This is a genomic window from Variovorax sp. MPBD4-3, from assembly GCF_058809745.1.
The window spans coordinates 1-12,557 of the sequence record NZ_JBXASW010000055.1 but is presented as its reverse complement, the minus strand read 5'-3'; the positions used below and the strand labels follow the sequence as shown (position 1 = coordinate 12,557).

The following is a 12,557-nucleotide window of genomic DNA, read 5'->3' as shown; positions in this document are numbered from 1 at the left end:
CTTCCAACCATGCAACTCGAGAACCTCACCTCTTTCATCGGCACCGAAGTCAAAGGCATCGACCTGCGCGAGCCCGTGAGCGACGCCGACTTCGCCCTGCTGCGCGACGCGCTCAACCAGCGCTCGGTGCTGCTGTTTCGCGGCCAGCGCATCAACGAGGCGCAGCACGTCGCCTTCTCGCGCCGCTTCGGCACGCTGCTGGGGCACGTGCTCACGCAGTTCCTCAAGAAGGAATACCCCGAGGTCTACGTGCTGTCGAACGTGTCGGAAAACGGCAAGCCCATCGGCAACCACAAGGAAGGCTGGAACTGGCACTCCGACCTGTCGTACAAGGCCGAGCCCTCGATGGGCGCATTGCTCTACGCACTGGAGGTGCCGCCGGTGGAAGGCGACACCTTCTTCGCCTCGATGCACGCCGCCTACGACGCGCTGGACGACGACATGAAGGCGCGCATCCGCCATCTCACGGCCACGCACAGCTACGCCAACTACTACGGCAAGGCCTTCGCCGACCGCAACCCGCTCACGCCCGAGCAACTGGCTGCCACGCCCGACGTGGTGCATCCGCTGGTGCGCACGCATCCCGAAACCGGCCGCCTGTCGCTCTACGTGGGCGAAGACGTGGTCAAGCACATCGACGGCCTGCCCGCCGACGAGAGCGCCGCGCTGCTGGCCGAGCTGAATGCGCACGCCATCTCGCCCGAGTTCAGCTACCGCCACAAGTGGCTCGCCGGCGACCTGCTGGTGTGGGACAACCGCTGCACCATGCACCGCGCCACGCCGTACGACGACAACGTGTACCGCCGCGTGATGCATCGCACCACGGTGGCTGGCGACCGCCCGTTCTGACACTCGAATCAATCTCACAGAGCGCCCCGCGTTCGAAGACCGAAGACAACCACAAGAAGGAAGGCAAGAACATGGAACACGACGAACCCGAAATGGTGGAACCCACAGCGCTGCGCGGACGCGAGCGCCAGCGCGGCAAGGGCGCCACGCTGTCCGACGAACTGAAGGACACGCTCGAAGACCTGATCGTCAGCGGCGTCATGAAGCCCGGCGCGCGGCTCGACGAAGCCGAGCTGGCCGAGCGCTTCAAGGTGTCGCGCACGCCGGTGCGCGAGGCGCTCAAGGCGCTGGCCGCCACCGGCCTCGTCGACCTGCGAAGCCGCCAGGGCGGCGTGTGCGTGGCGCGCATCTCGCTGCCCATGCTCATCGAGATGTTCCAGATGATGGCGGTGATGGAAGGCCTGTGCGCCAAGTTCGCCGCGCGTCGCGCCACCGAGGCGCAGAAGCTGCGCATGAGCAGGCTGCACGACGAGCTGACCAGCATCCTCGCTTCGGGCGACCACTCGCGCTTCTACGACGTGAACCAGGACTTCCACGACGCGCTGTACGAGGCCTCCAACACCCACTACCTGGCCGAGCAGACCCGCGCGCTGCGCAAGCGCGTGCGCGTGTACCGCCGCTACGTCACCTTCCAGCCCGGCCGCATGACCGCCACCATCGGCGAGCACGGCGCCATCCTCGACGCCATTCGCCGCAACGACCCCGAAGCGGCGTTCTCGTCCGCCATCGACCATGTGAGCCTGCTCGAGGACGACATCGTCGACCTCATCGCCGCGCTGTCCGAACACGACGCGGGCGGCGCCTGACAAACCTCTTTCAACGAACCCGATCTCTCGAACGCATCCCAGGACATCACGCCATGAAACTCGAACTCGAAGGCAAGACCGTACTCATCACCGGCGCCTCCAAAGGCATCGGCCTCGCAGCCGCCCATTCTTTCGCGGCCGAAGGCTGCCACCTGCACCTGGCCGCGCGCGACGGCGTGGCTCTGGCAGCCGCAAAGGAAGAGATCGAGAAGATCTACCCCATCAACGTGCGCATCCACCCCATGGACCTGGCCGCGCCCGGCGCCATGTCGCAGCTGGCCGAGGCGGCCGGCCATGTCGACATCCTGGTGAACAACGCGGGCGACATTCCGGCCGGCCCCATCGAGTCGCTCGACTTCGCCGTGGTGCGGCGCGGCTTCCAGCTCAAGGTGCTGGGCTACATGGAGCTCACGCAGATCTACTACGCACGCATGAAGGCCGCCGGCGGCGGGGTGATCGTGAACGACATCGGCAACTCCGGCGAGAACTGGGACGCCAACTACATCGCCGGTTCCACCGGCAACGCGGCGGTCATGGCGTTCACGCGCGCGCTCGGCGGCGTGAGCCTGGACGACGGCATCCGGGTGGTGGGCGTGAACCCCGGGCCGGTAGCTACCGACCGCATGGTCAAGCTCATGAAGCGCCGTGCCTTCGACACCCACGGCGACGAAGGCCGCTGGGAAGAGCTGTTCGACAACTACCCGGGCGGCCGTCCTGCGACGCCGGAAGAAGTGGCCGAGCTGATGGTGTTCCTGGCCTCGGCGCGCGCGGGCTACATCACCGGCACGGTCGTGACCATCGACGGCGGCATCGCCGCGCGCGGCTCGATCATCAAGACCAGCAAGAAGGTTGTCGAGGCCGAACAGGCCCGGAGGCTCGCGGCATGAACGCGGCATTGAACCCCGCCGTGGCGGTGCCGGCCGTGACCGGCGACGCGGAAACCCGCAACCGCTACTTCGACCGCCTGTTCACCAACCCCGAGTTGATGTGGCTGGGCCAGAACACCAACCACTTTCCGCTGCATCCCGCGGTGCGCAAGGCGCTGCACGATGCCATCGACGACGAGAGCTTTCACGCCTACGCGCCGCCGCTGGGCATGGAGGCGCTTCGCACGGCCATCGTGGACGACCTGGGCGTGCCGAACCAGTCGGCCGTGGTGACGGATGGCGCGGTCGCCGCGCTCGCATTGGCCTGCCGCGCTTTCTGCGAAGCTGGCAAGGGCTTCGTGACCACCGACCCGGGCTGGAAGTGGCCGCTGCAGTTCGCGGCCAAGGCCGGCTGTGCCATCACCGAAATTCCGATCTACGGGCCCGAATATGGCTTCAAGCTGTCGGCCGAGGCATTGGCTGCTTCGACCGACGGGAACACCGCGGTCATCTACCTGGTGGACCCCAACAACCCGCTGGGCACCACCTACACCGAGGACGAGATCCGCGCCTTCGCGGACCGTGCGCGGGAGATCGGCGCGATCCTCATCCATGACTGCACATACCGCGACTTCGCCGACAGCCACACGCTGGCCTCGCGCTTCTATCCGGAAGGCACGGTGACCATCGTGAGCTTCTCCAAGTGGCTGGGCCTTGCGGGCCTGCGGCTGGGCGCGCTGGTGGCGTCGCCGGAACTGCTGGCGCGTATCCTGCCGCATTCGCAGGCGCCGCTGGGGGCCAGCGTGCTGGCGCAGCGCGCGGCCATCGCGGGCCTGGGCGTCAAGGCCGAATGGATGGCCGAGGTGATCGCGCAGCAGCGCGAGAACCAGCGGATGATCTTCGACGCCTTCGCAAAGCTGCCGGGCTTCCTGGTGCCGGTGTTCCCGTCGCAGGCCAACTTCATCGTGGTCGAGTGCACCGGCGCGGGCGTGACGCCCGAGGCGCTGGTCACCGCGCTTGGCGAGCACGACATCATGGTGCGGCAGGGCACGTACCACACGCCGCGCTTCGGCCACCGCTTCATCAAGATATCGACCACCGTGCCAAAGGCGTGGGCGCAGGCGCTGTGCGATGTGCTGCCGCAAGCGGTCGAGCGCGCGCGCACGCTGCCGGCCACGGCCGCGCTGTTCTGAGGAGGCGAACCATGAGCTTCGCCACCACGCAAGACGGCGTCCGCCTTTACTACGAGACCGCCGGCAGCGGCACGCCCATCGTGTTCGTGCACGAGTTCGGCGGCGACCACCGCAGCTGGGAACCGCAGATGCGGTACTTCGCGCGGCGCCACCAGTGCGTGACCTTCGGCGCGCGCGGCTATCCGCCGTCCGACGTGCCCGCCGACGTGGACCGCTATTCGCAGGCCACGGCGGCCGATGACATCGTGGCCGTGATGGACGCGCTGGGACTGCAGCGCGCGCACATCGTGGGGCTGTCGATGGGCGGCTTCGCGACGCTCCACTTCGGCCTGCGCCATGCGCCGCGCGCGGCTTCGCTGGTGATCGCCGGCGCGGGCTACGGCGCGGAGAAAGAACACGAGGAGTACTTCCGCGGCGTCTCGCTCGAAGTGGCCAGGCAATTCGAGACGCAGGGCTCCGAGAAATTCGCACGCACCTATTCGCTGGGTGCGAGCCGCGTGCAGTTCCAGAACAAGGACCCGCGCGGCTGGCAGGAATTTGCCACGTGGCTCGGTGAGCACGACGCGCTGGGGGCTGCCAACACCATGCGCGGCGTACAGGCGCGGCGCCCGTCGATCTACGACCTGGAGAGCGAATTGCGCGCGATGTCGGTGCCCTCGCTCGTGGTGGTCGGCGACGAGGACGACCATTGCCTGCAGCCCGGCATCTTCCTCAAGAAGACCGTGCCGGCCTGCGGCCTCGCGGTCATGCCCAAGACCGGCCACACGCTCAACCTGGAAGAGCCCGCCGCCTTCAACGCCTTGCTGGCCGAGTTCTTCGCACAGGTCGAAGCCGGCCAGTGGAAGCCGCGCGATCCGCGCGCGCTGCCCAGCCAGATCATGAAGACCGACTGACCATGAACGCCGACGCAGCCACGATCACCCATGCACAGCAGGGCGCCTGGCGCATCGACGCCACGCGCCTCTGGGACCGCCTCATGGCGCTCGCGCGCATCGGCGCCACGCCGGGCGGTGGCGTCGACCGGCAGGCGCTGAGCGCGGAAGAAATCGCTTCCTGGCGCACCATGATCGACTGGGCCTTGCAGGCCGGCCTGGAGCCTTCGACCGACGCGGCCGGCAACCTGTTCATCGCGCTGCCCGGCACCGACCGCGATGCACCGCCGGTGCTCGCGGGCAGCCATCTCGACAGCCAGCCAGGCGGCGGGCGCTTCGACGGCGTGTATGGCGTGGTGGCCGCACTGGAGGTGTTGACCACGCTGGCGCAGCGCGGCGTGCGCCCGCCGGTGGACATCGTCTGCGTCGCATGGATGAACGAGGAAGGCTCGCGCTTTGCGCCCGGCATGATGGGCTCCGAAGCCTTTGCCGGTGTGCGCAGCCTGGAAGCCGTGCGCGCGGTGCGCGATGCGCAGGGCGTTTCCGTCGCCGATGCGCTCGATGCGTTGCATGCGGCGTTTCCCGCGCTGCGGCGGCGAACCCTGGGCTTTCCGGTGAAGGCCTATGTGGAGGCGCACATCGAGCAGGGGCCATTGCTGGAAGCGCAGGAGCACGTGATCGGCGTCGTCACCGGCATCCAGGGCAAGAAGACATTCGACATCGTGATCGAGGGCGAGCGAGGCCACGCGGGCACGCTCGCGATGGTCTACCGGCGCGATGCGCTCGAAGCCTTCACGCGCATCGCGGGTGCGTTGTATGCGGAGATCGGCGGCTACGACGAAGCGGTGAAGTTCACCATCGGCCGCCTGCAGGTGGAGCCGAACGCGCCTTCGGTCGTGCCCGAGCGCGTGACCTTGCGCATCGACCTGCGCCACCCCGACAACGCCGTGCTTTCATATCTGGGCGAGCGCATCGGCATGCTGTGCGACACCTTCGCAGCGCCTTGCGAGGCCACCGTCACGCCGCTGGTCGATGCGCCTTCCAACGGTTTCGACCCCGCGCTGCAGCAGGCGATTGCCAAGGCCGCCGAGAGCATCGGCGAGTTGCACATGCCGATTCTCTCGGCCGCCGGCCACGACGCGCGCCACATGGCGCCGCTGTGCCCGAGCGCGATGATCTTCATTCCCTGCCGCGACGGCGTGAGCCATGCCGAGCACGAATGGGCCGAGCCCGAGCATGTGGCCGCCGGCGCCAATGTGCTGCTGCGGGTGCTGCTGCCGTATGCGGGTGCAGGGGAGGGGGCGGCACCGTGAACGAAACCGTCATCGACATGGCGGATCTGCCGATGCAGCATCCGGGCGCGCCGGCCAGCGCGGCGCAGGCACGCGCGCGTTTCTTCAATTCGGGCAACGCCTTCAACGTGAAGCTGCCCGAAGTGCCCGCGCGGCTCTTTTCGCCGCCGCCGGAAGCGCAGTTCGGTGTTTTCGACTGCGACCAGTCCGAGGCGCTGGGCAGCGGCTTTGCGGCAACCACGCCGCTGATGCTCGCGCGCTATGTGCGCATCGCGCCCGGCGACATGCCGTTGCCGCTGGACGTGCGCGCGACCGGAGCGGTCTGGTACGTGATCTCCGGCAGCGGGCGGCTCGATGGCGCGTTCGATGGCTTCGAGTTTGGCGCGGGCGACGTGTTCCTGCTGCCCGGTGCCACCGGCTACCGCCTTGCGGGCGGGCCTGAAGGTGCGCTGCTGTGGAGCGTCGGCAACGAGCCTCAGCTGGCCTTCGAGCGCGCGGAGCCTGCGCCGGTGGTGGACGCATCCATCGACGTCGTTCACTATCCGGCTGCCGAGATCGAGCGGCAGTTCGCAACGATCTTTTCGACAGGTACGCGCGACGAGACCTCGGGCCGCGCGCTGATCTTCTCGTCCGACAGGCAGGCCGCCGCACGCAACCTCACGCCGACCTTGACGCTGAGCTTCAACACGCTGTGTCCCGGCACCTGGCAGCGTTCGCACCGCCACAATTCCGCCGCGGTGACGCTGGTGGTGCAGGGCGAGGGCTGCCATTCCGTCGTGGGCGATGCGCATTGCCCGTGGGAGCCATGGGCAACGCTCGTCACGCCGCCGGGTGCACCGCACTCGCACCACAACCAGGGTGCACATGGCGCGCGCTTCCTGATCGTGCAGGACGGCGGACTGCACTATCACGCGAGGACCATGGGCTTTGCGTTTCTCGAAGCAGCCTGATAAGGAGTCACGCGGCTTACTTCACCCGGAAGCCGAACTGTCACTTGGCGTTGTCACCATGAGTGAATGGCTGGCCAACTTATCTCCATTGCCCTGACTGTCGACCAACACGACGCAGGCGACTATTTCTGGGTGCTCCTGGAGTCCTTCGACAACTCGATGGAATTCGAGCCGCTGATGGAAGCCGCGACAGGCTTTTCAACATACATCGAGGCGCTGCAGGCCGGGTATGTGGTGCTGAAGGGGATGTCGGAAGATTTGAATGTCGGGCCCCGGGAGGAGGGGGAGGAGCTTCTGATTGCGCCAGAGCGGGGTGCCAAAGGCCAGCTCTGATGCGCTGACAGGCGCAGACTATGCTGGCGCCTGTTTGTTTTGCGAGCGACCGAGGCACATGAAGAAATCCAAGCCCCCGAAGAAGGCGGGCACCTATGACATCAAGAAGCAGTGGCACTGGGGCCGCGCGATGCGCGAACTGCGCATTGCCGATTTCCTGAAAGAAGGCCGCCTGCTGGTTCCCGGCGAGTACACGGGGGAGGGGCCCGCCACCGACGACGGAACCGGCGCGCTTCGCACCGTGGGCGGCATCCAGGTGGGCGCCGCGAACTACGAAACTGGAATGATGTGGGTCGGCCGAAAGCTGCGGGAGGGCGACCTGCCTTCCAAGCCGGGCGGGACGGCATCAGACTGAGCGCAAATCCCGGTCACGCACGCGATCGGAAGGGCACGTATATGCTGCCGGGCACGCATCACATCCATCGGAGCCCGAGACATATGTCTGCACAGCCTATCGAGGTCTATTCCTGGCCCACGCCGAACGGCCACAAGATTCACATCATGCTCGAGGAATGCGGCCTGCCGTATCGCGCGCACCCTGTGAACATCGGCAAGGGCGACCAGTTTGCGCCCGAGTTCCTGCAGATCAGCCCCAACAACAAGATCCCCGCCATCACCGACCCTGACGGGCCGGACGGCAAGCCGATTTCGCTCTTCGAATCGGGCGCCATCCTGGTCTACCTGGCGGGCAAGACCGGCAAGCTGCTGCCGGCAGGCGACCGCGAGCGTTATGACGTGCTGCAGTGGCTCATGTTCCAGATGGGCGGCGTCGGCCCCATGCTCGGACAGGCTCACCACTTCCGCATGTACGCGCCCGAGAAGATCGCCTATGCGATCGACCGCTACACCAACGAAGCCAAGCGCATCTACGGCGTGATCGACAAGCAACTGTCGAAGAGCAAGTTCATTGCCGGCAAGAGCTATTCGATTGCCGACATCGCGATCTTCCCCTGGCTGCGCAGCTGGGAGAACCAGGGCATCACGCTCACCGACTTCCCTCACCTGAAGGCCTGGTTCGACGGCATCGCGGCGCGCCCGGCCGTGCAACGCGGCGTGAAAGTGCTGGCTGATCTGCGCCAGCCCATCACCGGCGACAAGGAACGCGAGATCCTTTTCGGCAAGACCCAGTACGAGAAACGCTGAGAAACTTCAGGAACGGGCGAATATCCGGGCTAGAATAGAAGGCTTGTCGGGGTGTAGCGCAGCCTGGTAGCGCATCTGGTTTGGGACCAGAGGGTCGAAGGTTCGAATCCTTTCGCCCCGACCAAAAAAATCGAAATGCACACAGTCTTCACAGGCTGTGTGCATTTTTCGTTCCGGGCCATGAAGAAGGTTGCCGAATCGGCAGCGTCGCCACACGGGGCCAAGTGCGGAACTGGGTAGAATCTGCGCCGCTGCCGGCCCGGAAACAAAGACGTCTAAGTCGTTGATTCTCCTGGGTTCTCTCCGGTTTGCATCTGCCCGTAGCTCAGTTGGATAGAGCACCTGCCTTCTAAGCAGGTTGTCGGGGGTTCGATCCCCTCCGGGCAGGCCATTTCAGTCTCTAACCACAGCGGTTTTCTCTAACCAAGGCAGGTCAGCACACGCTTTTCAGTGGGTCGCCGAGGTCTTTTTCGCCGACTTGTGCCGCATGTACTCGGCGGTCTGATGCTTGGTCGAATACCGTCCCATCATGCGCGCGGCGGCTATTCGTTGCGCTCGGTTTTGTCCGTCAGCGTCTTGGCGCGCAGGTCATTGAAATGCGCGTCTTAGATGCCCGCGTTCCAGCGCCCGATCCCACGCTATTCGCACACCGTGGTACTTGGAGGGACGCACATCTTGGTTGGCGATGACTAAACGGATGTTGGTGTGCTTAATCTTCTGCACGCGCTCAATGACTTCCCTTGACCGCGGTGTCCATTCGATCAGGATTGCAGCTCTGATCGCTTTTGACCACCTTGCCGGGCTTGAACGCTATGCCGTGCTCTCCGATGCCGCAGTGCGGGCAGTCGATGGTGATGCGCATGTACCGGATGTTGGCGTCGGCCGCCTGGTCTTGCTGGCACGCGTTCATTGCGGCTTTCCTCCCGAAGAAACCAGGCGGGGGCCGCGACGGCGGCCGGTGATTTGCTCGATGCCCTTGCGCAGGCGAATGCGCACCAGCCACTCCATGGCCTCGGCAACGCTGGCCAGACCATGCATGCGGCGCACCCGGTCGAACACATCGTGTTCGGCGTCGCTGAGGTCGATCTGGTGAGGCGTCATCTTTTCGGCAGACATTCGGCGTGTGTTGGGCTGGCTTCAAGCCGCGTTGGTGCGGCTTCGTTCAGCCCGCAGCGCGGGGCAGACTCGTGTCGGGCTTGGCGTCTTGACCGAGGAAGGCCTCGACCAGCATCTCTTCGGCCTGGCGCATCGCCAGTTCGCGGATGAGGGTCGAAGGCTGCGCTCCGGTGACCTTGGAAAGGAGCCGAAGCAGTTCCTCTTCGTAGTCGTCAAACCGGACGGTCTGGCGGTTGTCGCGCACGCGCTTGGGATCGGGGTACATCGTCGAAAGTCCTTCGGGCAAAGGGCTGGGAGAGACAGTTGTTTCGGGGTTTATGCTGTGGCGCTGTCGGCCTGCTCGGCCTCGTAATGCGCGAGGCCGAGCAGGTAGACGCGGCGAGCGAAATTGCCGAGCGACCTGCCTTCACGCACTGCGTGCTGTTGCGTGCGTTCCTTCTCGGCCGGTGCCAGGCGGATGGCGATTGGCGCTTCGTTGACGAGGCGAATCTCTGGAGGGAGTTGGGGACGCCCGCGGCGTTTGGTTTTGGTAACCATGCGATTAATATCCGAACGGTTTAAATAGCGTGTGTGCTGGATTTTGAGCATTAAAAGACTCGGAATCAAGGGGTTTGCGTGTCATTTGATGCTCAATGTGGAGGCAGGTTGCGCCAAGAGCGCGATCGGCTAGGTCATTCCCAGCAAGGTCTCGCTGATCTGGTGAGCGTTCAGCGAGCAATGCTGAGCAGATATGAGCGCGGGCTCGTGGAACCGGGCGCAGGCGTGCTTATCCGGCTCGCAGATGCCGGCGTCGATGTGAGCTATGTGCTTTTTGGTGCTCAGTCTTCTGCGGCTCGAACAGTGAGCGAAGAAGAGGCGACACTTTTGGATAACTACAAGGCGGCTGATGAACTGGGCCGCGCTGCGATACGCGGCGTCTTTGCAGCCCTCGCACAGCCGAAGAAGGGCAGGGCGTAGGCTGAACGCGGTTCGATGGCTCGCTGGCTATCGAATGCTTATCGGATGGAGACGCCGCGGCAGAGACGGCGAATGAGGAGGATCGATGCGATGCATTTTGTTTGCGCTCGTGGTCGGCTGCGTGCCCGTTGCCACAGTACACGCCGCCACGGTCGATCAGCTCATCGAACAGATGGCGAGGCGCAACCGCGCCCAGGATGAGGCCGAGCGGCGCGAGGAAGAGGCCGAGGAACGACGGCGCGAGCGTGCCGAAGCAGAGTCCGCGGCGGTGCAGCGCGCGCCTGTGCGTCGGGCCGCCACTCCAGAGCGAGTCAGCAATACAGCGCCTCGACCACAGCAAACCGAAGCGACTCAACGCGCACCCCGTGAAGCCTATCGGTCTGGTGGGCGTGGCTCAGGTGGATGCGGTAGCCGCGGCGGGCCTGGCTGGCGCAAGGCCAATGGCCAATGTGCGAGCTGGCGGGACTAAGCGTTTGGCTGGCTTCTAATTTTTGGCGCAACGGCGCAACGGCGCAACGGCGCAACGGCGCAACGGCGCAACGGCGCAACCGCTGAAGGGGACGCCCACAAAATGCTTGCGGCCCGCGTTGTCTATCCGAACTCGGTCCGCAACTCCGCATGTTTCGGGAGATGCATCCAACCGCGCGGATCGGACGAGCCAGATGCGCTCTCGAAGAGAGAGAGGGCTACCGCGAATATAGGATGGTCGCCTATCTGAAACTTGCGCACGATGTTATTCCTGATCAATGGAGACAGGAAATCAACATGCGAAGCAGCTACGCCCGTTGGCGAGCAAGTGACCGTAACGAAAGTGACGGTGCTGCAAACCTTGCGAAAAGCCTAAGACGGGATCAAACGTGACTATTCTCCAAGAGATCCACAAGTGGTCGCAAAGCCTACCTTTGTGGCAGCAGGATGCGATCCGTAGGCTCTACGTCAATCGAACACTTTCGCCTGCCGACTTGGAGGGCTTGTTCGCGATGGCGAAGGCCTCCTTTGGCATTAATGATCCAGAAAAGACAGAGGCGATAAAGCTAGCCGCGGAAGAGATTGCTGCGTCTTCCGTACCGAATCGTTTGGTTCAAATCGTCGCCGTAAAAAATCTTGTCAACGTCAACGCTTTGGCAGAGAAACAAAGTTTGCCAATTGGCCCCACGGGCCTGACGATCATTTATGGCGAGAACGGCGCAGGCAAGTCCGGATACACGCGGGTGCTCAAGAAGGCTTGTAGGGCTCGGGACCAAGCGGAAGCCATCCTTCCGGACGCTCGCAAGCCAGCGGGCAAACATGGACCGCCAAGCGCTGAGTTTGAGGTTCTGATAGACGGAGTGGCTAAGCCGCTGTTATGGGTTGGCGGGGAAAACGCCCCCGAAGAACTCTCCGAGATTGCGATCTTCGACTCTCACTGCGCTCGCGCGTATGTTGATAACGAAGGCGACTTCGCGTACGTCCCGTACGGGCTCGATATCCTGGAAGGGTTAGTCAAAGCCTGTACCGCTGTCAAAGCGATGGCCATCAAGGAAATATCCGCCAACAGCCCCAACGTGGCTCAGTTTGCGGGACTGGTAAAGACCAATACTAATGTAGGCAGGCTGCTCTCGACCCTGTCGTCTGCAACCAAAGTCAATCATGTCGAGGAGCTAGCTGCGCTGAGTCAGGAAGAACTTGTCAAGCTGGAGACCATCAACAAGGCGCTTGCCGAAACGGACCCTAAGCAGAAAGCCCAGATTCTGCGGAATCGTGCCTCCCGGTTTATCGCCTTGGCCGACCGTATTAACGCCGCAGCATCAACCGTGGGTGATGCGAAGGTGCAAGAGTTGCGCGAGCTTGTTGCTAAATCGAATCTCGCCAAGCAAGCTGCTCAATTAGCCTCGAAGCAGTTCAAAGAGACTCCTGGCCTGCTGCCAGGCACGGGCGGGGAGCCTTGGGAGGCGTTGTTTGAAGCGGCTCGTACCTATGCATTGATCTCGCACGTCGGCCATGCATTTCCCAACCTGCCCGCAGATTCTGCATGCCCGCTCTGTCAGAAGACTCTTGGCGACGATGGAGTCGCGAAGCTCGCGGCCTTTGACGGATTCATTCAGCAGGAAGCCGAAAAGGCGGCTATGAATCGCCCCGGATTTTGTGGAGGCTCAACACTCTGAGAGGATTGAGCCATGAAGAAGTCGAACAAGTTCTCA

The 12,557-nt window shown here is 64.2% G+C and carries 16 protein-coding genes and 2 tRNA genes; 14 read left to right on the top strand and 4 right to left on the bottom strand.

Annotation, left to right across the window (positions count from 1 at the left end; translation table 11 throughout):
- Positions 1–9: 9 nt before the first annotated feature.
- The 12 genes from AC1RVW_RS24525 (at position 10) to AC1RVW_RS24470 (ending at position 8,695) form a co-directional block, all read left to right on the top strand.
- A complete protein-coding gene (locus AC1RVW_RS24525) occupies positions 10–849 on the top strand; it encodes a TauD/TfdA dioxygenase family protein (RefSeq protein ID WP_493203121.1) in 840 nt (279 codons plus the stop codon).
- A 71-nt stretch (positions 850–920) separates the two neighbouring features.
- A complete protein-coding gene (locus AC1RVW_RS24520) occupies positions 921–1,655 on the top strand; it encodes a GntR family transcriptional regulator (RefSeq protein ID WP_493203119.1) in 735 nt (244 codons plus the stop codon).
- A 53-nt stretch (positions 1,656–1,708) separates the two neighbouring features.
- On the top strand, positions 1,709–2,542 hold the full coding sequence (locus AC1RVW_RS24515) for an SDR family oxidoreductase (protein WP_081269153.1): 834 nt from the start codon (positions 1,709–1,711) through the stop codon (positions 2,540–2,542).
- On the top strand, positions 2,539–3,714 hold the full coding sequence (locus AC1RVW_RS24510) for a pyridoxal phosphate-dependent aminotransferase (protein WP_493203116.1): 1,176 nt from the start codon (positions 2,539–2,541) through the stop codon (positions 3,712–3,714). The genes AC1RVW_RS24515 and AC1RVW_RS24510 overlap by 4 nt, the downstream gene beginning before the upstream one ends.
- Before the next feature lie 11 nt (positions 3,715–3,725).
- Positions 3,726–4,607, top strand: coding sequence for an alpha/beta fold hydrolase (locus AC1RVW_RS24505; protein WP_493203114.1), 882 nt, complete (start codon positions 3,726–3,728; stop codon positions 4,605–4,607).
- A 2-nt stretch (positions 4,608–4,609) separates the two neighbouring features.
- The gene (locus AC1RVW_RS24500) at positions 4,610–5,899 is read left to right on the top strand and encodes a Zn-dependent hydrolase (protein ID WP_285410896.1); all 1,290 of its coding nucleotides are present in this window, start codon (positions 4,610–4,612) and stop codon (positions 5,897–5,899) included.
- On the top strand, positions 5,896–6,828 hold the full coding sequence (locus AC1RVW_RS24495) for a cupin domain-containing protein (protein WP_493203112.1): 933 nt from the start codon (positions 5,896–5,898) through the stop codon (positions 6,826–6,828). The genes AC1RVW_RS24500 and AC1RVW_RS24495 overlap by 4 nt, the downstream gene beginning before the upstream one ends.
- A gap of 66 nt (positions 6,829–6,894) precedes the next feature.
- Positions 6,895–7,161: a hypothetical protein gene (locus tag AC1RVW_RS24490; RefSeq protein ID WP_081269158.1), complete on the top strand. Its 267-nt coding sequence runs from the start codon at positions 6,895–6,897 to the stop codon at positions 7,159–7,161.
- Positions 7,162–7,219: 58 nt separating this feature from the next.
- A complete protein-coding gene (locus AC1RVW_RS24485; protein ID WP_493203109.1) occupies positions 7,220–7,516 on the top strand; it encodes a hypothetical protein in 297 nt (98 codons plus the stop codon).
- Between the two features lie 83 nt (positions 7,517–7,599).
- On the top strand, positions 7,600–8,304 hold the full coding sequence (locus AC1RVW_RS24480; RefSeq protein ID WP_493203107.1) for a glutathione binding-like protein: 705 nt from the start codon (positions 7,600–7,602) through the stop codon (positions 8,302–8,304).
- A gap of 47 nt (positions 8,305–8,351) precedes the next feature.
- Positions 8,352–8,428, top strand: a tRNA-Pro gene (locus AC1RVW_RS24475).
- Positions 8,429–8,618: 190 nt separating this feature from the next.
- Positions 8,619–8,695 (top strand) — tRNA-Arg (locus AC1RVW_RS24470).
- 336 nt (positions 8,696–9,031) lie between these two features.
- Here AC1RVW_RS24470 and AC1RVW_RS24465 read toward each other — a convergent pair.
- Genes AC1RVW_RS24465 through AC1RVW_RS24450 form a run of 4 tightly spaced genes read right to left on the bottom strand, consistent with a single transcriptional unit; the run spans position 9,032 to position 10,008 of the window.
- Positions 9,032–9,214, bottom strand: coding sequence for a hypothetical protein (locus tag AC1RVW_RS24465; protein ID WP_493203105.1), 183 nt, complete (start codon positions 9,212–9,214; stop codon positions 9,032–9,034).
- A complete protein-coding gene (locus AC1RVW_RS24460; protein WP_422086366.1) occupies positions 9,211–9,420 on the bottom strand; it encodes a hypothetical protein in 210 nt (69 codons plus the stop codon). Before AC1RVW_RS24460 ends, AC1RVW_RS24465 begins: the two co-directional genes overlap by 4 nt.
- Before the next feature lie 46 nt (positions 9,421–9,466).
- Positions 9,467–9,685: a hypothetical protein gene (locus AC1RVW_RS24455; RefSeq protein WP_493203103.1), complete on the bottom strand. Its 219-nt coding sequence runs from the start codon at positions 9,683–9,685 to the stop codon at positions 9,467–9,469.
- A 50-nt stretch (positions 9,686–9,735) separates the two neighbouring features.
- A complete protein-coding gene (locus AC1RVW_RS24450; protein WP_493203101.1) occupies positions 9,736–10,008 on the bottom strand; it encodes a hypothetical protein in 273 nt (90 codons plus the stop codon).
- 27 nt (positions 10,009–10,035) lie between these two features.
- Between AC1RVW_RS24450 and AC1RVW_RS24445 the strand changes: the two genes are divergently transcribed.
- Positions 10,036–10,377, top strand: a complete 342-nt coding sequence (locus AC1RVW_RS24445; RefSeq protein WP_493203099.1) for a helix-turn-helix domain-containing protein — start codon at positions 10,036–10,038, stop codon at positions 10,375–10,377.
- A gap of 857 nt (positions 10,378–11,234) precedes the next feature.
- Positions 11,235–12,521 carry a hypothetical protein gene (locus AC1RVW_RS24440; RefSeq protein ID WP_493203097.1) on the top strand — a complete coding sequence of 429 codons (1,287 nt, stop codon included), beginning with the start codon at positions 11,235–11,237 and terminating at the stop codon, positions 12,519–12,521.
- The last annotated feature ends 36 nt before the right edge of the window (positions 12,522–12,557 follow it).